Source organism: Nocardia vinacea (assembly GCF_035920345.1).
GTDB classification, from domain to species: Bacteria; Actinomycetota; Actinomycetes; order Mycobacteriales; family Mycobacteriaceae; genus Nocardia; species Nocardia vinacea_A.
In genome coordinates this window covers 4,563,443-4,581,276 of record NZ_CP109149.1, presented here as the reverse complement: position 1 = coordinate 4,581,276, position 17,834 = coordinate 4,563,443, and the positions used below count along the sequence as shown (strand labels likewise).

Here is a 17,834-nt window from a genome sequence, read left to right as displayed (position 1 = left end):
GCGAGGAATGCTGTGGTCGGGGAGCTTTCTTAAGATTTCCAAAATCCGGTTTCCATAGTCGCATTCGAGACTTCGATAGCGCTGAATTGTGTGCGAGCAATGAGTAATAAGCGAGAGAAAGATAACCACGATGACGACGCAGGATGATGGCAATCGCCCGCGCTTCGCGGCGGCCATGCTGCAGGCATTCCGGGACAGCGGTGCCCGGGACGCGACGTACGACCCGGACGAATTCCACATCCGGCTCGGCAACGGCGCCGTGATGCCGCTGGAAAACTGGTTTCGGCACAGTGGTGAGATGACATTGCCCGAGCGGGACCGCTGGATAGTCCGCATCGTTTCGCAGTTGCTCGATTCCCGCGATTCCGAGGAGTGGGCCGAGGTCCGTCCGCTGCTGCGCCCGATACTGAGGAAGTCGACATACGGCCGGAGCCGTTCGCCAGGAGGATTGCTGGGTCGTCCGGCATTCCCGTTCATCGATGAGATGGTGGTAGCGGATCGTCCCGAGACGCGGGAGTTTGTGAACGATTCGCATCTGGCGAAATGGGGTGTGTCGGCGGAGGAAGTGTTCGAGGCCGCGCGCGAGAATCTCGCGGCGCTCATACCGCCGTTGCCCTTCTTGTCCGACAATGCCATCGTCCCGTTCATCGACAACAACGACAACTACCTCACCTCGTGGCTCCTGCATCCTGGCTGGCTGGCGTCCTGCGCCGAGGGACTGGGTTACCCACCGGTGGCGTTCATTCCCGACTCCACCTCGCTGATCCTCATCACCGGCGATCCGGCGAACATCGGCCCGGCCTTCACGATGATCGAGAAGCAGTACCTGGAGGCGGAGCGTCCCTTGTCACCGCAGGGATACACGGTCGACGCGCAGGGCCGGGTAGTGCCGTTCGATCAAGCTGTCCCCGCCGCACGGCGAGCAAGGGCCCTGTTCGCGATGCAGGAATACAACGATCAGCAGAAATGGCTATCCGACTTCTACGAGGAGGAAATGGAAGCCATCTTTGTCGCCAGTGTGAAGGTTGCCGAGAGAGATGCAGCCTGGATCACAGCAACCGTCTGGGCCGAAGGAGTGACATACGCGCTACCTGCAACGGATTTCGTCGTGTTCCTCAGCGGCGATCGGCAACGGATGTTCGAGGTCCCGTTCTCGACGGTGGTCGAACTCACCGGCATCGAAACGATTCCTGGGTTGAATCCGCCTCGGTATCGAGCCGACGGATGGCCGCAGCCATCGGTAGTCGCCGAACTGCAAGCCGCAGCCGTCCCGGCCATACCACGCCGAGCTTAGCCCCAATGCCTTGTAGTTAGGGCCCGCCGAGAATTAATCCGCAACATTCCGCTTTTACGAGTGATGTTGTGGTATTGGCGATTTCGTGGTGACCGAGGTGGATCTGGCGGCGAAGTTCGAGGTGTTGCTGCCGCATCTGGACGAGCGGCAGAGGCGGTTGATGTTGGCTGCCGAGGCGCGGATGCTCGGCCGTGGGGGGCCGAGTGGTGGCGCGGGCGGCCGGGGTTCGTGAGGCGACGGTCTCGGTGGGGGTGAGCGAGCTGGAAGCAGGTGAGCCGCCGCCGTCCCCAGCGCGATCCAGGTTCCGGATCTGCCGCCGCTGCAGCTCCTTCGGACCGTGTTTGCGGACATACTGCGGCCGCATGGGATCAGGGCTCCGGTGGAGCGCATGCCCGCGTCGACACCGACGGCTTCGGAAAGCGTGGAGACGCTAATTTACAGTCTCTTTAGCGCTGTATGCGAAATCGGTCGAGACGGCGACGGGATTCGTGGAACGATGTTGTCGGCCGAATGCGTTGATTTTATTTCGAGCAGCGCTTCCAGCAATGTCGGCGCTCAGGGGTGTGACAGCGGGGGAATGCTGTGGTCGGGGAGTCGGGATCCATCGCCCGCAAAAGTAGTGCGGGCGAATGGTCTACCGTCTGCCGACGGGCTCGTGTTCGCGTGTTCGCGCCTCGCACGTCCTCGGCTCGGTCGACGTGCGATGCCGGTACGGCCGACGTCGCTCCGGCCAGCAGAACGCTGCCAGCATGAGCACGGCCTCCAGGATGATGATCACCCACGCCACGATCTGAATCACGATCATCTCCTTGCTTTCGTTGCCCGGCACCAGCTTGCAGCACGGGAACGGTAGCCATCTGAAGAAAACCTTAAGGCAGGGGCCACTGCTGCAGGAGTGTCGGAAACGACGTCTTCGGTACTGAACCCGACAGTCTGTCGGCGGTATCTTCAGATGCCGGAAGATACCGGCGACCATCGTGGACATCGCGAAGCAGATCGCTGTAGCCGACCTCGAGCTCCGCGAGTCGGGTCCATGCCGCGTGCATCCGGGTGCCGGTCACATCGTCGGTCATGAGCAGGTAGAACGCGTGGGCCGCGACTGCCGCTATGCGGTCCATGAACTCGCCCAGGCTTTCCTCGTGCTTGCGGGCACCGACGGCGCGGTGCGGCAGGTTCCGGACTGCCCAGGCATTCACATCGGCAACCAATTCGGCACGGCGGCAGTTGAATTCGAGTGGCCACTCCCGTCTGTGGCGGTGCAATTCGACCAGCGCGTAGGCGAGTTCGCACAGTTCGCCACGCACGTACTGGCCGCTGAGCGCGCAGAGTAGCTCGCTGGCGCTCGGCAGCACAGCTCGAGTGCCCGCGCGGACGGCACGTGAGCCCCAGGCGAGCGGGTGGGCGGGTCCGTTCGGTGTTATCGCGGCGACGGTCATGGTCGGCCTGTCCTCGGCGCATCTTCCCGCCTGCGTCGGCGTACCGCCGGAGCCTTAATGCGGCGTCGCTGCGGCCAGCACAGTGCCGCCACTATAAGGAGCACTTCAACGCAGATGACCGTCATGGCCACCATTTGTATTTCGGTCATAGCCGCAGCCCGCCGCCTTTCGATTACATGGGAGCTGTGAGTTCGAGATGGATCCCGTCGGGATCGGTGAACGACAGGATCGCGATGCCGAAGGCGGCCATTTCGATGATGTCGCCGTGCTCGATGCCCGTCGCATCGAGTCGTGCCGCGGCGTCGACCAGGTCCTGCCTGGTCGGGACACTGAAACTGAGGTGATCCAGACCGATGCGTTCGGAGTCGAACCGATCGGTGGCCGGCGCTACCGGGCGCAGTCCCAACAACATGCCGTTGGCCTGGAAGACCACCCCGCCGTAGAGCTGAAACGGATCGGCGCGCACCGCTGGATCGTCGGGGCTACCGGGCGATTCCGCCGCGATGGGGAACCCGAGGACATCCTGGTAGAAGGCACGCGACCGTTTGATATCGGTCACGGTGAGCCGGATGTGATGGGTACCGGTGGTTGCTAGCAGAGGCATGTGTACTCCGAGGGGGAGGGTGGGACTTCGAGGTCCGGGATGACGGTGACGGCTCTTCCCGGCGGTGGGGGTGCCGGGACGAGCCGTCACGTCTTTGAGCGTAAGGTCGATATATCCATAAAAGGAGCGTCGGATACGACACCTTTAGTACTATTTCCGACATGGATGTCGCGATATTCGTCGTCGACGGAGTCGCCGATTTCGGGTTTGCCGCCTTGCTCGAAACATTCGGTATGGCAAACGCTTTGAGTGCGCAGCTGACCGCGGGACCGCAGCCGTGGGAGGTCACGACCGTTTCCCTCGGCACAAGTGTGCAGTCGAGTTATGGACACACCATTCCCACCACACCACTGGCCGAACTTTCCGCGTTGCCCGGCACCATGATCGTGCCCGCGGTCAATGTGCTCGGTGCGGAGGCGTTGATAGATCTGGTTTCCGCGCCCGCGAGTCGTGAAGTGCTGGAACGGATTCGGCAGGTGCGCGATGCAGGTGCCCATCTGGCCGCGGCTTGCACGGGCACCTTCTACCTTGCCGAGGCCGGGGTGTTGGACGGCTCGTCGGCGACGACGAGTTGGTGGCTCGGTCCGAGTTTTCGGCGTAGATATCCGCGTGTCGCCCTCGACGAGGGACAGACGCTGTGCCGGGGCGATCACATCACGACCGCGGGTGCCTCGCTATCCCACATGGATCTGGCGCTCTCACTCGTCCATGGTGCAAGCCCCGCCCTGGCTGAACTTGTCGTGCGCTATCTGGCTGCCGGAAACCGAATGGTGCAGTCTGCTTTCATCATTCCGGAGGTGGTCGCGAAGGGTAATTCGGTGACCGCGGCCTTCGAACGTTGGGTGCGTGCGCATCTGGCCGAGCAGTTCACCATCGCCCAGGCCGCACTCGAATTGGGGGTTACCGAACGCAGCCTGCAACGCACTACCCAGGCCGAACTCGGTATGTCCCCACGCGATTTCGTCAACGACATCCGATTGGAACATGCCGCGCACCTGTTGCGGTCGACCTCCCTGACGGTGGAGGCCGTGGCATCGAAGGTCGGATATCTCAATGCGAGCACGCTACGGAATCTGGTCCGCCGCCGCCGCGGCATGTCCATTGCCGAACTGCGGGCGTCTCGGGTGGCCTGGTGACTCCCGGTATCCCCACTGCATTGTTCGAACAGATTTACGTCAGCTCGATCAGGGTTATTTCGGGTCACCCGACGGCGTCGGCGCCGCTGGCGATGTCGACGGTACGGCCGGCGGCGCGGGCACCGAGGGTGTTCCGGAAACGAGTGTCTCGGTAGTACCGGAGAGGTCGGCGCCACCAGGATGGAAGAAACCCCGAAACTCGCCGTAACCGCCGTGCCCGCTGTCCGGCGGAATATGTGGGTCGAGCGCGACGAGTTGGCCGTTGGCGATCACCTGTAGACCTGCATCGGTGACAACTACCAGTCCGCTGCGATCAACCCACTGCACCACATCACCGGTCCGCACATTCGCACTGTTGACCGCTGTCCACGGGTTGCTCGCCGAGGCCTGCCCCGGCGTGCCTTCATAGGCGGCTCGCGCATCGCTGCCGTTCGGATTGTTCAGTTCCTTGTTCACTGCCTGCGCCACGACCGAGGGCACCTTCTGAGTCGAACCGTCCGGCAGCTTCATATCCACCATGGTGTTGCCGGGGTAAACCGGTGGGGGCGTAGTGAGATCCGCCGTCACCGCACCAGGTAGGGTTCCGTCGCCGACCGCGTCCGGTGTATTCGACTGTGCTGCCGAAATATTCGACTGTTCTGCACAAAGCGGATCATCCTCGGACTCGTCGCCGCGCGATTTATCTTGGTTCATCAGGCTCGAAATCAGCTGCTGCATCCCCAGCTGCTCCATCATTTTCGACAGCGCATTGCCGCTCGAGTCGGACGAGGAGTTGTTCCCGGTCCACATGGCTCCGCTTTCGGTTCCGCCCGATGCCGTCGCTCCGCTTTCGACGTCGCTGGTTGATTGGTCGAGCAGGGACGAGGTGCCGAACTCTTGATCGGCAAGCCCGGTCAAGTCGGCACCGAGAAGATCGTCGTAGTCGGCAGCAAAGTCGTAGACGTCTTCGTCGGTGCCGCCTGCGGCGGCCAAACCCTCCTCATACCCTGCCGCATATCCGTCGTCGATGCCCGCCTGGTATTCGGCCGATTGCTCGTCAGTATCCGCTTCGGCGTCTTCCATCGCCTGATTCGCATCGGCGATGATTGTCTCGACATCACTGAGGGTGGTCTCGATCGCTCCGAAGAGCTCGTCCTCGAGATCCGGAAGAATGCGTCGATAGGTGTGGGATCCCTGCTCGCCCACAGAGACGACTTCGACATCTTCCACAGCGTCGATCGAACGCAAATGGGTGTCGAGCGTGTCGATCGCGTCCCAGATTTCTGTGTATGCATCGAGACCGACCTGATTTGTGTTGACGGCAATTGTTCGGATCCTCTCGTCCAGGTCCTTGAAATGGTTCTTGACCTGCGTGTCATAGTCGAGATATGACTCGTTGTAGGAGAGGGTCAGCGCGGAGGTGTTCTCGCTGTCGACCAATCCCTCGTTCTGCAGCCATTCGGCAACATCTTCGGCCAGCACAGCCTCGCCTTTTCCGAAGCAGTCCACCTGCAGCTGTAGCGCATCTCGAGCTTCGTCGATCGCGCGTCGCAATGGCTCGGAGACCGACGGCGGGTGGTACAGCAGCACCAGTTCGACATGCTGGTCATCGCCCTTCTCCCGGATGACGACTTCGTTGCCGTCCGCATCCAGTACCGGATTCCCGTCCGCATCGAGCAAGATGATTTCGCCATCCGCGGTCAATTTGACCGTGGACCCGCGCGACAGCAGCTCCGCCGCATCCGCACCGGCGTATCCCCAGAGCTCGTTGCCATCCGCGTCGGTGAGGATCAGTTCATCGTTCTCGTTCAGGCTCAGCGTATAGCCATTATTGGTGATCGAGCTGCGGGTTTCTTCGTTGTCGCCCGAGTCGGGCCCTTCCGGGTGCAGCATCTCTCCCGGCAGGAGCTGGTCTTCAGCGCGCTCGTGGACCGGCGGCATGGGTTGATCAAACCCCACGATTTCCTTGTCGGCGATGTTGCCAACCGGTTGATCCTCGGATATCGAACGGACCGCATACTCACCTACTCTTCCGCGACTGGGCTCGTATGCGTATAGCTCACCATCGGTGCCGACGAGGTTCTCGGTATATCCAACGGCCTGCGATACTGTGCCATCGGAGTAGTGGAGTACTTGATAGTGATATCCATCTCCGGCGCCGCTGGAGTAACGGACTTCGTAGTAATATCCAGCGCTGGTGGGCTCCCCCTCGATTTCGACATATTCTCCGTCGACAACCTGAAAGTATGTGGTCACGAGCGCCTCCTATTCCCCTCGGTAGCTATAGCTTCGGTCGATTACCCGCGGTTGATCGGTTGTGCCGAAAACACAGTGTCGGGAGGTGTGGGCGCGCGGTCGGATGGCGCTGAAACTGTGGTTCCGGTGGTCGTCGCAATCCAGACGGGGTCTATCTCCGGGGTCGCGACTACCGCCGGAACTACCACGAACGCTGGCTGTCTCACCACCTGCTCATGCGCATACACCGCATAGCGCAACCGCTGCCAGTTCGGTTTGTCGTCCAGTCGCAGCACCAATTCGGTGCAGCGGCGACAGCACACCGGCGCCGAGTATCGTAGCGGTGATCGTGCGTTTCATTTAATTCCCTCCTCGTTCAACAGCATTGGCAACGTATCCGGGCGGGCGGCGCGATGTCATCTGCCTGCGGGCGAATTTACGACGGGTTGAGGTTCGCCGATTATGGGCAGTATTCGTCTCGGGTCGGAATTCGCGCGGGCGTTCAACCGGCAGATGTACTCAGTCTGCCGGTGTGCCACAATCGGATTCACCTCGCTAGACCAATCGAGTATGTCGGCCGACGGCTCGATGCCACTTAAGTGGCATTGTTCCATGACTCGACGGCGTTACCATCTGGGTCATACAGAGTAATTTCGCCAGCCATGCTCCTCTCGTGGTAATAGCCCGAATTGGGAGCGTTCCAATCTGATACCGGCTCCGCGTTGCCGTCTACGTATTGGTAATAAGTTGTACGTCCCTCTGTTAGTGGGATCGGCGCAGCAGTTGTTGCTGCCTCCTGGCGCATTGCGATTGCTGTACCGCAGCGAGCGCAGCTTGCTGCCACGGGAACAGTCGGCGCCGTGAAAGCCGGACCGACCGCCGCGCAAATTCGGCTATTACGAATGAACATCCCTTGGGGATGGACGTTCCTCGAGGCGCTTCCAACTCTACCGAGCGAACTGGACGCACAGTGGCGCAGCAATCTCAAATGCGTGTAAAATCGAGCGCGATACTCCTGAGTTGTTGGGCGAGAGGGGCCGGAATATTGCCCGGTCCCAGAGATTTGCTGGACAGCTTTCGGGAATTAGTTCGACGCCAGGTTGTCGCGGACCGAACCCCAATATTTTACAATTCGTTGAGGGCGGTTCCCCGCCTTGTGTTTCGTGATCGAATCCGTTCGTGCAGTGTGAGCAGGCTGGCGGCATTGTCGTTCGCCGTCGGCCGCCCCGGTAACCCATTGCCAGATGAGTTCGATTCGAGTTTCGCAGCCGCGTGGATCGGTGCGCCAGCCGGCTCGGTGGCGCACGACAAGTCGTTATGCGAAAGCTGCGAGTGATATATGAGCACCGTTGGTAGCCCGCCGAGCGTGACAAGGCGGAATTGGTACACAGAGTTTACGTGCGTTTGAGGTCTGGGTGGTCTCACCGTCGGCTCGCTCCGTATGGCCTGAGGGGCTTTATGGAAACTGCAGTGAAAGGAAAAATGTTCATTCGTAATAGTCGGCGTTGGGCAGTGATCGGCCTGGCTTCGGCCGCACTGGTTGGCGCCGCGTATTCGTCGGCGACACCAGCCCCGGGCCACTCCGACCCCGCCGCGACGGCGCGCGAATTCGTCGAGATCGTCAACGGTGCCGCACCGAACCCCGAACTGCTCTGTGTTGCGGAGCGCGAGCTCTCCGAAGAAGCCGAGCCCGAAGCCGTGGAGGAGGCACCGACGGAGACCGAGAAGATCACCGCGACACTCGGCGCCGTCGACGTCAAGGGCGACGAAGGCACCTTCGCCGTCGATATTTCCTCCAACGGCGACAAGGACACTGCGAAATACCGCCTGGTCAAGGAGAACGGCGACTGGAAAGTCTGCGGCACCGCAGAGTAGGCACCAGACCGGGCCACCCGCGCCGAGCCAACCGGCTCGGCACTCTCGAAGACAGTCGACGGCCACGCGACCCGACGGCCGTCCACGCGGACTTGACCTTCGCGGTCCGCAGCACCGATCGAAGCTGACCGACTCTGCGAGCGTGGTTGTGCCGCTTAAAGTTCCGTCTTCACGACATCGATTCCCCACCGGAGCCCCGCAACGAGCAGCCATGGTCCCATATCTCAGGGCTCCTGTGTGGCGTCAGTCGTCGTCCGAATACAGATCCAAGCCTCGGGCGTCGAGCGGAGCTTGCCGGAGCGCTGACTCCTGGTCGAGTCGGAACCAATCGACGATTTGCCCCCACGAATCTGCGCGCGGACTCCGAATTCGAACTGGACGTGTTCTTGCTGGCTCGGGAACCGTCGCCGATAGCGGTCGAAGCCTCCGGCATCTCCTACGACATCCTCGCGTGGACGTCGGAATGGTACGTGTGGGATGAGACGCTGCGCGGCAAATCTGGTGATCATCGATTACCGCCAGCGTCTGCCATTGACCCCGATCTTCGGGGCCGACACGTTGTTGTCCTCCTCCGATGGGTAGCGGTTCCCCACGCGCGGCAAGTCGATCACCGCGCGGGCGTTGGGCCGGGATCTCGCGGACGAGGGCCTGTCCACCTACACCCATGTCACCGACCAGGACACCACCTACGGCACGAAGATCATCGTCGCCACGAAACGAGAAGCCCACCACGTGCTCGACGAAATCCTCGGCAACGCAACCGATCTGTCGATCACCGAGTATGCGACCGATACCCACGGTCTCACCCTGGTGAACTTCGGCTGTTCGACCTGCTCGGGTTACAGCTGCCGCCCCGCATCCGCGATCTGGGCCGCATCCCCTGTACCGGCCGGGTTTGCGGTCCGAGGTGGAGTCGCGGTTTCCACACCGCGGGACCGTTGCTGACGCGGAAGCTGAATCTGATTTGGTCGCCGAGCATTACGACGACCTGCTGCTGGAAGCGGCCACCCGGTTCCAGGAACTCGTAGTAGATCCCGATCCTGGGCGTCTTGCGAATCCTGGTGCCGGACATCGCATTTCGCAGATGACGCCCGAATATCCGTCCGTATCCTCGGCGTTATCTCCCAGCGCGGCCGGCCGAACCAGTCAGCGGAAACACTCGATCTGAGGGACGCTGGATTGAACCGATAGAAATCGGAGGTCTAGCCAGCACGCTCATCGCGAAGAAGCGGATCAGCCAATGACGCAACGGGTTTCGCCGAACTCACCGGTCTGCTCGCCGACGCCGGCGACAGTGTCGACTACCCGATCCCGGACACGATCAAAACGCGGCACGGGTTCATGGTCGCGCCTTGCCCGCCATAGGACGCCCCGTGTCGGGTTGGACGATGGCCAGGTCGCAGTTGGCGAGGTGGGCGCAACGTTCCTCAGGGAGCCTCGTGCTTTACCGGATGCCGCATCGTCCGACCATATGCGTATCGGGCCCTTCGGATGTCGGCTTCGGCGTCAATCCCGATCGGTGGGCAGCGACGCGATCAAGCGGTCGAGGGCCTCGCGGTCGGCCTCGTATCGCTCGGCCAGGCGGCGCTCCTTGTCGGCGTTGTTCTTGCGGGCCTGGACGAGTGCTGAACGGACCTCGGCCAACTGCTCGTCGCGGCGAGCCGCGGCATCCTGGGCGGCGTTTCGGTCGTTGCGGTACTTCCACACTGGGGTGAGCGCGCCGAGTGCGAACAGCACCGCCACGAACCACTGGCCGAAGACGATCATCACCAGGGCGAGGCCCGCGAGGCCCGCGAAGACGGCGGCGCCGACGGTCTTCGAAGGGGCGTCGGCGCTGTAGTCCACCGCGATCCGGCGCTCGACGGCGGCGAGCCGTTCTGCGTTGTGGCCCTCGCTCGTGACCTCGAGGGTCGCGTTGCGGCGCTTGATGGTGGTGACGATTGGTTCGGGCGCGACGAGCGTCGCGTCGAGACGCGAGCGCAGCAGCGGGCCGCTCAGCTGGAGTGCGAGGCGGCGCAGCGGGATCGGGGTGCCGGGGTCGAACAGGTCGCCGCGGACCAGCGACACGACCGTCCCGGCGGGCTCGCCCCAGCTCGGAGCCGAGCGCCGCGCCTCCTCGGCGGGCATGTGCAGGTTCTCCATGGCCCGCACCAGCGGCCGCTCGGCGGGGCTGGGCTCCTCGACGAGCTCCTGGAGGTGGATGCGCCAGCACAGGTCGTCCTGCGCCGCGAAGGCTTCGGTGTGATCGGGTTCGACCGCGAGGTGGGCGCGCAGCGCTGTGAAGGCCTCGGCCTTCGTCGGCGCGGCGTTGCCGTCGGAACCGAACATCTCGATCGCCCGGTCCCAGACCTCGAGCTCCTCCTCGTCGACGGCGGCGGGGTCGAAGAGGGCTGCGAGACGGCCGGACAGTTGCTCGGCGGCGACCGGGCCGAAGCCGCCGAGGGCCGCGTGCTTCCACAGGGTCCGCCAGCCCTCGGCCACTTGGCCCGCTTCGGTCTGGCCGAGGCCGACCGGTTCGGACAGCAGCCGCAGCACGGCCGCGTCGATGAACGCGGGCTGGTCGAAGCACAGGCCAACGGCGAGGTTGAACAGCTCGGCGCGGACCGCGTCGCGCTCGCGGGCGGACTCGAGCCCGGAGTTCAAGTCCTTCAACGGGTTCGCGCCGGGATGGCGGGCTGGGACGCTGGCGGGGTTGCGCTCGCGCAGGATCAGCGGTAAGACCGCCAGCGCGGCCGGCGGCATCCAGTAGCCGGGGACGTCGTCGACCTCGGGCAAGATGTCCGGTCGGCCCTGGGCGATGGCCCTGAATGCCTTGCGGATCTCCTTGCGCACCTGGTACTCGTCGAATTCGAGTAGCTGGAAGCGCAGTTCGGTCCATTCGAGGACGGTGTTGATCTGGTCGGTGACCGAGTCGATCCGGGAGCCGACCTGTTCGAGGTGGCGCGCGACCTTGGCTTGTTCTAAGGCGACGCGGCTGGCCTGGCGGTAGCGCGCCTCCCGCTCGGCGGCGAGCTCGTCATCGAGGTCGTTGATGGCGTTGGCATGACCGATATCACTGCTCCACCAGGGGTTCACACGGGACATACGACTACTCCGGGGCGGTGCGGTTCACGGGCAGGACCATTGTGACCGGTATACGCAGACCGGCCGGAGAGCATGTGCGCCAGGAGCATTCGATCAGGTCGGCGAACATAGTCTCGATGAGGGCGTGGCGGCGGTGGGTGAGGTCGGCGTCGACGGCGGGTTCGGTCGAGATTCCGCGTTTCCGCGCACATCTTCAGTGACTCTCGCACAACGACTTGCCGCACGATCTCCCGGCCGACAAGGTCGCTGTTCCACGGATCCCACAGTCTGACCGCGTCGACGCTCACCCCCGCGAGCAGCACACGGCCGCTGGCCAGCGGCACGCTCGCCAGCCGCTGCACCAACGTCCGATGCCCGGTCAGTGTCAGGTGCAGCGGGTCGCGCCACAGCCGGGCCCAGCGGATCCGCTGCGGGCCCGCGGTATCGCGGCGCGGGATGATGCCGGTGAACCGGGCCATGGCGATGCCGTGGATGAGGCCTTGTTCCTGCTCGGACCGGCCGGCGAGCAGATGCCGTGCACCGAACAGTGCGGCGACAAGGGGCGGCAAATCGCCCCACCGCACTCCGGATCGAAGGATCTCGGACACAACGTCATCCAGGTTGGTCATCTCGGCCTTCATGATCGTGTCGCCACGGACAAGTTATTCCTGATCACACCCTCGAGGTGCAAGGCCGTATTGAACTTCTTGAGCTTCATTTGAGGAAGCTGCTCAGCGTGGGGCGAGCAAGTTGCTCAGGGATGTCGAGGTCACCGGTGGAACCTCAAGTGGATGTAAAAGGAGGCCGGCGAACTGGATCCGGCGATAAGGCTGTCCTACCGTCAAAGGTAGCCAGCATATAACGCATGCTATCGGACGGGCATGGCTCGGCTCGACCTTCAGCCGGGCGTGATCGGGGACAAATGGATGCGATGTTTTGTGATACGGGAGTTGTCACCGGTCTTCGGAAGGTTTACTCGTGCGTGTTTCCAACCGTCGGCGGATGCTTGGCTTGACCACGGTGCTGCTGAGCTCGGTGGTGTGGCTCGGTGGCTGCGCCAACCCCGGCGAGACCACCGAAACACAGAAATATCGACCAGGATTCGCATCCCTGCCTGCTTCCTGCGCCGAGGCCGTGAAGCCGCTGGAGACGGCTGTCAAGGCGTTTGCGGGCGAGCTGTACCGTCCGAACGTCGAGTTCGAGCGAGACGTCCGCACCGATAGTCCGTCCGGACAGGCACAGACGCTGAACTGCAGCGACATGGTATACAGCGTTCCGATTCCGCGTGAACCCATCCAGCCGGGGTTGGTGCCGATGTCGCGAAGCTTCAGTATTCGCTACGATCTCACAAAGACGCCTCGGCGGGTCGAACAGATCACCCAAAGCCTGGTGGCGAGAGCCAACAAAGCCTCATACGGCACGCAACCGTCGACCGCACCCGGAATCGGCGAGGACGCGATCACCTGGGTCGACGAGCCCAGGAATTCCCCGGTCCGGTTTGGTCTGCGGTTCGTGATCGGTAACTTGGATGTGGATATCATGACATCCGGCTGGGATTGGTCTGAAGATTCGGAGCCATGGCCCGCCGACGACTCGCCGAAACTGCGCGAAGATCTGCGAGCCGGCGCGGAATCGATCGCGAAAGCGGTTGCCCAACATGCCCAATCGGCACTGCCGATCACAGTGTTTACCCCAGTCCCCAGTGCAACCACCTCTACTCCGCCCACCACTACATCGCCCACTACAGCGGCTTCTGATCCGCGGACTCCCGCGTGGAACCCCTGCACAATTCCCGATAGCGATATCGCGGCAGCCGGTCTCCAGATCGGTTCAAAGGAGTCCCGCAGCTATGACTTGAACACACGGTGTACATGGCAGGGCGCATGGTTCAGAGTCGAGATCTACTCCGCCGGTTACTCGTTCGAGTCGATGATCTACAGCAACGACGACTACATGCGTCCAATCCGGTTGACAATCGGAGACCGCCGGGCGGTCGGCGTGCATTTGAGGTTCGGAGGAAAATTGCACTGCACCATAGCCTTCGACGTGGCGCAGAATCCGAAGTCCGGCATAGCAGGGGGCACGCTCGTGTTCGATGCCCGAGTCTTCGGCAACAAGGTAGTCACCGACAGCCAGCACACCGAACTGTGTGACGAGCTCACCCGGGTAACCAGCGCCTTGCTCGCGGTCCTCCCGCCCGGTGCATGATCCTCGCGGAGAAGAAGATGATCGAGGGTGATGCCCGCAGGAGCGGGTGATGAGCCCGGTCGGGGCCAGCTCATCACCCGCGACGATCAGGTGACCCTGTTGCATCCTTATCGGCGTCTTGCATTTTGGAATGCCACTCGAGTTTGTCTCGGGTCTCGGGGCCGTATACCCCGTCCACGCCGGCGCCTGCTTTGTCCTGAACGCTCTTCAGTGCGGATTGGTTCGGGGCCCGAATTGTCCGTCGATAGTGATATCAGCGCCGTAGCAATGGCTCAACGTGGCTTGCAACGCCGTGAGAGCTTTGCCCGAGTTCCTTCGGAAAGCTGGCAGTTCCAGGCGCCTCCTGCTGCCGGGGCAGCATTGCGTGCAATGAGCGAGAACGGCGGCTGTAAAGACGGCCCTTCGCAGCACACGCTGGCTACCCTGTTGCTGGAACTGACCGCACCGAACAATAACTTCCTGATCCTCGAACGGCTCGATGTCGAACAGGAGTACATCCAGACCTACCGGCACGAGGACGACACTTTCGATCTGGAATATCGCGACGGCGGCCCGCATTTTGCTGGCTGGATTTCCAGGCGGATCTCGCTGCGTGTTCGCGTTGGCCGGAACCCGATTGCCGGACGGCAGTGGCGTGCTGGCGTGTGCCAGCAAAGCTCATCGAATTCGGTTGTGGGACACCGCAGGCGAACCTGTCGGGAAACCGTTGTCGGGTCACGGTGCTCCGGTTCGGCTGCTGGCGACCCTACCGGACGGACTGGTGGCCAGCTGGGGCGAGGACGCAACCCTTCGACTGTGGGACGTCGCTTCCGGCACACAGGTTTGCGCACCGGTACCCACCGGCGCCGTCGCCGTGACGGCACTCGCCGCGGTCGAGGACTGGCGTGTAGTCACCGGCGATGCCGACGGCATGGTCCAGATGTGGGACCTGGCAACCGGTGCCGCGGTAGGTGCCCCCATGCGGGGGCACGCCGGTTCGATCACCTCGGTTGTGTCGATGCCGACCGCGGCAGGCGACACACAGGTAGTCAGCGCCGACCGCGCAGGCATGCTCTGGAAGTGGGATCCCGCTACCGGAGTCGGTCACTGTCGCACAAGCACTTTCGGCGCCTCGTCCACGGCGATCCCGTTGCCGGACGGCGGAGCGTTGATGGCGTCCATCCGCCCGTTCACTATCCAGACCTGGGATCCGGCCACGGGTAAGCCGGCGGGAACGATACGCACTCGCTTCCCGAATGACGCCATCATGGTCGCACTATCCGGACCGAACGGCCGACCGTTGCTCGCACGCAGTTCCGCCCGTGCAGGCAGCGGCCCTGAGGCGTTCGTCTACGACCCCATGACCGGTGCGGAGTACTCCGGCGTATTTTCTGTTCCGGCGGGCGACTTGACCGACTTGATCTCCCACCTCGCGGCCGTTCCCGGCCCGGACGGTCACGACCTGCTGGCCTGCGGCGGACGCCATGGTGCAATCCAACTGTGGGATCCTGTCACCGGCACAGCGATAGGCGAACCACTCACCGGCCACAGCTCGCTCTCGGCGCTAGTACTCCAGCATCACTTCGTGATGTTGTTGGGTAGCATGGGGTTTCGTGCTGGTTGATGAGGATCTGGCTGCGTGGACGGCTGGGCTGGAGGAGTTGTTCGCGCGGGTGGCGGGCCGTGGTCATCGGGCGGAGCCGCGGTTGCGGGCGCGGGCGTATGTGCGGGGGCTGCTGGCGCCGTTGGCGGGTAAGAACGGCTGGACCTTGGCCGAAGCTGCGGGTGATCTGACACCGCACGGGATGCAGCGGCTGCTCAACGCGGCGGCGTGGGACGTCGACGGGGTGCGTAATGAGGTGCGAGCGTATGCCGTCGAGCATTTGGGCGACGCGGACGGCGTGCTGGTCGTGGACGAGACCGGCTTTCTGAAGAAGGGTGTGAAATCTGCTGGGGTGCAACGTCAATACTCGGGCACGGCAGGGCGGATCGAGAACTGTCAGCTCGGTGTGTTCTGTGCGTACACGAGCAGCAAGGGCCGGACGCTGATCGATCGGGAGCTGTATCTGCCGAAGTCGTGGACCACCGATCGGGACCGCTGCCGCCACGCCGGGGTGCCGGACGATGTCGACTTCGCCACGAAATAGGTTCTGGCACAACAGATGCTGGCCCGCGCTCTGGATGCCGGTGTGCCCGCTCGCTGGGTCACCGCGGATGAGGCATACGGCGGTGATTCGAAGTTCCGGACATGGCTCGAGCGGCGGCGGATCGGGTACGTGGTAGCGGTGCCCAGCAGTGCGCCGATCGTGTCGCTGGCGGGCAGCTGGCGCGCCGACCAAGTCGTCGCGGACGCGCCGCCCGACGCGTGGAAGCGGCTGAGCTGCGGAGAAGGCGCGAAGGGGCCTCGCCTGTTCGATTGGGCTGTCGCCACGCTGCCCACCGTCAGCGAGGCCGGCGCCGGGTGGCGGCGCTGGCTGCTGGCCAGGCGGTCGCTTACCCGCAATGCCAAGGGTGACCTCGAGATCGCCTACTACCTGTGCGGCGCCCCGATCGGCACCACCGACACCGACCTGATCAGGGTCGCCGGTGCGCGATGGTCGGTCGAGGACTGCTTCCAGACCGCGAAAACCGAGGTCGGGCTCGACCAGTACCAGGTCCGCCGCTACGACGCCTGGTACCGGCACATCACCCTCGCCATGCTCGCACACACCTACCTCGCGGTGACGGCTGCTGTTTCCCCAAAAGCGTTGGCAGCGGCCTCATTCCACTCACACTCGGCGAGATCAAGCGTCTCCTGGCACACCTGATCACCCCACTCCCGAGCCCGGCCCTGGCGCGCCGCTGGTCGACCTGGCGACGACGCCACCAACACCAGGCGAAACAAGCCCACTACCAGCGAAGACGCTCGCAACATCACGAAGTGATGCTGGAGTACTAGGACACACCATTCCCACCACACCACTGGCCGAGCTCTCCGTGTTGCCCGGCGCCATGATCGTGCCTGCGGTCAATGTGCTCGGCGCGGAGGCGTTGATAGATATGGTTTCCGCACCCGCGAATCGTGAAGTGCTGGAACGGATTCGGCAGGTGCGCGATGGCGGTGCCCATCTAGCCGCAGCCCATACGGGCGCCTTCTACCTCGCCGAGGCCGGGGTGTTGGACGGGGCGTCGGCGACGACCAGTTGTGGCTCGGTCCGAGTTTTCGGCGCAGACCGCCACCAACAACGCCAGCGGGCAATGCCCGGACTACTGGGTGGAATCGATGATGAAGTCCCGTCCGAGTCTCAGCAAGACGCTGTCCGCGGTCAGTAAGCTCAGGCGTTCGCACAACGCCTGAGCTGTAATCAATCGATCGAACGGGTCGTGCCGCACCAATTCGGGGAACTCACGCAAGCTCTCCGCATGCTGTCCGATTACGTCCGGAATTCCGAGCCCCTGATCACTCATTGTGTCGGTGAGGTTCGCCGGTACCGTCAATTTACCCAGCATGGACTTGATGGTCAGTTCCCAGATTGTCGCCACCGAAACATAGACCTCGGTTGCGGAGGTGATCGCCTTGCGGGCAGTCATACCCAATCGGGGATTGTCATCGAGCACCCACAGTGCGGTCTGACTGTCAAGCAGAAGCATCGGAGTCATCTCCTAGAACATCCGCTGTATGTACGGATCGAGGTCGAATGCATCGTCGTCGTACTGCAACTGGCCCTTCAGGCCACCGATTGTCACCGGAGCCGCCCGATGAGGCACTAGGTCAGCGATCGGTTTCCCGCCTTGGAGATCACGATGCGCTCCCCCTTTTCGACCCGCTCCAACAGTCTGGACAGATGCGTTTTCGCCTCATGGATGTTCACTGCGGTCATGCGATAACGATCGCAGACTAAGTCTAGTCTAGTCCGCGATCCGACCGCGTCTGGGCCTGGTCATGCTGGCGACGACACCGACAACCCAGCAGGGACGGGACTTCCATGTGCACATCGCCTTCGGTGCGACGGGCACGTGGACCGGACCCCGGCCTGGTCGGAAGT

General features: G+C 63.0%; 14 protein-coding genes and 2 pseudogenes. 8 read left to right on the top strand and 8 right to left on the bottom strand.

Translation table 11 applies throughout. The features are described from left to right. Nucleotides 1-130: 130 nt before the first annotated feature. Entirely contained in the window at nucleotides 131-1,294 is a 1,164-nt protein-coding gene (locus OIE68_RS21005) for a hypothetical protein (protein ID WP_327101056.1), read from the top strand. 88 nt (nucleotides 1,295-1,382) lie between these two features. Then, on the top strand, nucleotides 1,383-1,526 hold the full coding sequence (locus OIE68_RS21000) for a hypothetical protein (protein WP_419150864.1): 144 nt from the start codon (nucleotides 1,383-1,385) through the stop codon (nucleotides 1,524-1,526). Nucleotides 1,527-1,928: 402 nt separating this feature from the next. Here the strand turns inward: OIE68_RS21000 and OIE68_RS20995 are convergent, their stop codons facing one another. The 3 genes from OIE68_RS20995 to OIE68_RS20985 all read right to left on the bottom strand — a co-directional run bounded on the left by OIE68_RS20995 (nucleotide 1,929) and on the right by OIE68_RS20985 (nucleotide 3,334). Next, complete coding sequence (locus OIE68_RS20995; RefSeq protein ID WP_327101055.1) at nucleotides 1,929-2,093, bottom strand: hypothetical protein; 165 nt, start codon at nucleotides 2,091-2,093, stop codon at nucleotides 1,929-1,931. Nucleotides 2,094-2,163: 70 nt separating this feature from the next. Continuing rightward, nucleotides 2,164-2,730: a DUF4254 domain-containing protein gene (locus OIE68_RS20990; RefSeq protein ID WP_327101054.1), complete on the bottom strand. Its 567-nt coding sequence runs from the start codon at nucleotides 2,728-2,730 to the stop codon at nucleotides 2,164-2,166. A gap of 172 nt (nucleotides 2,731-2,902) precedes the next feature. After that, nucleotides 2,903-3,334: a VOC family protein gene (locus OIE68_RS20985; RefSeq protein ID WP_327101053.1), complete on the bottom strand. Its 432-nt coding sequence runs from the start codon at nucleotides 3,332-3,334 to the stop codon at nucleotides 2,903-2,905. Between the two features lie 161 nt (nucleotides 3,335-3,495). Between OIE68_RS20985 and OIE68_RS20980 the strand changes: the two genes are divergently transcribed. After that, nucleotides 3,496-4,470: a GlxA family transcriptional regulator gene (locus tag OIE68_RS20980; protein ID WP_327101052.1), complete on the top strand. Its 975-nt coding sequence runs from the start codon at nucleotides 3,496-3,498 to the stop codon at nucleotides 4,468-4,470. A 54-nt stretch (nucleotides 4,471-4,524) separates the two neighbouring features. Here the strand turns inward: OIE68_RS20980 and OIE68_RS20975 are convergent, their stop codons facing one another. Further along, complete coding sequence (locus OIE68_RS20975; RefSeq protein ID WP_327101051.1) at nucleotides 4,525-6,705, bottom strand: hypothetical protein; 2,181 nt, start codon at nucleotides 6,703-6,705, stop codon at nucleotides 4,525-4,527. Nucleotides 6,706-8,166: 1,461 nt separating this feature from the next. Here OIE68_RS20975 and OIE68_RS20970 point away from each other — a divergent pair. Further along, entirely contained in the window at nucleotides 8,167-8,559 is a 393-nt protein-coding gene (locus tag OIE68_RS20970) for a hypothetical protein (RefSeq protein ID WP_327101050.1), read from the top strand. A 419-nt stretch (nucleotides 8,560-8,978) separates the two neighbouring features. Beyond that, nucleotides 8,979-9,557 (top strand): annotated as a pseudogene (locus OIE68_RS20965) (Tn3 family transposase); the annotation flags it as partial. Between the two features lie 508 nt (nucleotides 9,558-10,065). Here OIE68_RS20965 and OIE68_RS20960 read toward each other — a convergent pair. Next, a complete protein-coding gene (locus tag OIE68_RS20960) occupies nucleotides 10,066-11,643 on the bottom strand; it encodes a hypothetical protein (protein ID WP_327101049.1) in 1,578 nt (525 codons plus the stop codon). Then, the gene (locus OIE68_RS20955) at nucleotides 11,631-12,251 is read right to left on the bottom strand and encodes a hypothetical protein (protein ID WP_327101048.1); all 621 of its coding nucleotides are present in this window, start codon (nucleotides 12,249-12,251) and stop codon (nucleotides 11,631-11,633) included. The genes OIE68_RS20960 and OIE68_RS20955 overlap by 13 nt, the downstream gene beginning before the upstream one ends. Nucleotides 12,252-12,642: 391 nt before the next feature. On the opposite strand from OIE68_RS20955, the gene OIE68_RS20950 reads away from it, so the two are divergent. The 3 genes and pseudogenes from OIE68_RS20950 to OIE68_RS20940 all read left to right on the top strand — a co-directional run. Next, on the top strand, nucleotides 12,643-13,830 hold the full coding sequence (locus OIE68_RS20950; protein WP_327101743.1) for a DUF3558 family protein: 1,188 nt from the start codon (nucleotides 12,643-12,645) through the stop codon (nucleotides 13,828-13,830). 592 nt (nucleotides 13,831-14,422) lie between these two features. After that, complete coding sequence (locus OIE68_RS20945) at nucleotides 14,423-15,433, top strand: hypothetical protein (RefSeq protein WP_327101047.1); 1,011 nt, start codon at nucleotides 14,423-14,425, stop codon at nucleotides 15,431-15,433. Next, nucleotides 15,426-16,535, top strand: a pseudogene (locus tag OIE68_RS20940) (IS701 family transposase); the annotation flags it as partial. The gene OIE68_RS20945 and the pseudogene OIE68_RS20940, both read left to right, overlap by 8 nt. Before the next feature lie 520 nt (nucleotides 16,536-17,055). Here the strand turns inward: OIE68_RS20940 and OIE68_RS20935 are convergent. Both OIE68_RS20935 and OIE68_RS20930 read right to left on the bottom strand, forming a co-directional pair. After that, complete coding sequence (locus OIE68_RS20935) at nucleotides 17,056-17,439, bottom strand: type II toxin-antitoxin system VapC family toxin (protein ID WP_327101046.1); 384 nt, start codon at nucleotides 17,437-17,439, stop codon at nucleotides 17,056-17,058. A gap of 116 nt (nucleotides 17,440-17,555) precedes the next feature. Next, nucleotides 17,556-17,669 carry a type II toxin-antitoxin system prevent-host-death family antitoxin gene (locus tag OIE68_RS20930; RefSeq protein WP_327101045.1) on the bottom strand — a complete coding sequence of 38 codons (114 nt, stop codon included), beginning with the start codon at nucleotides 17,667-17,669 and terminating at the stop codon, nucleotides 17,556-17,558. Nucleotides 17,670-17,834: the final 165 nt, after the last annotated feature.

Excerpts from the sequence above, each read along its gene's own strand:
- OIE68_RS20990 (WP_327101054.1), bottom strand. The coding sequence starts at position 2,730 with ATGACCGTCGCCGCGATAACACCGAACGGACCCGCCCACCCGCTCGCC.
- OIE68_RS20970 (WP_327101050.1), top strand. The coding sequence starts at position 8,167 with ATGTTCATTCGTAATAGTCGGCGTTGGGCAGTGATCGGCCTGGCTTCG.
- OIE68_RS20985 (WP_327101053.1), bottom strand. The coding sequence starts at position 3,334 with ATGCCTCTGCTAGCAACCACCGGTACCCATCACATCCGGCTCACCGTG.
- OIE68_RS20930 (WP_327101045.1), bottom strand. The coding sequence starts at position 17,669 with ATGACCGCAGTGAACATCCATGAGGCGAAAACGCATCTGTCCAGACTG.
- OIE68_RS20935 (WP_327101046.1), bottom strand. The coding sequence starts at position 17,439 with ATGCTTCTGCTTGACAGTCAGACCGCACTGTGGGTGCTCGATGACAAT.
- OIE68_RS20955 (WP_327101048.1), bottom strand. The coding sequence starts at position 12,251 with ATGACCAACCTGGATGACGTTGTGTCCGAGATCCTTCGATCCGGAGTG.
- OIE68_RS20960 (WP_327101049.1), bottom strand. The coding sequence starts at position 11,643 with ATGTCCCGTGTGAACCCCTGGTGGAGCAGTGATATCGGTCATGCCAAC.
- OIE68_RS21005 (WP_327101056.1), top strand. The coding sequence starts at position 131 with ATGACGACGCAGGATGATGGCAATCGCCCGCGCTTCGCGGCGGCCATG.
- OIE68_RS20980 (WP_327101052.1), top strand. The coding sequence starts at position 3,496 with ATGGATGTCGCGATATTCGTCGTCGACGGAGTCGCCGATTTCGGGTTT.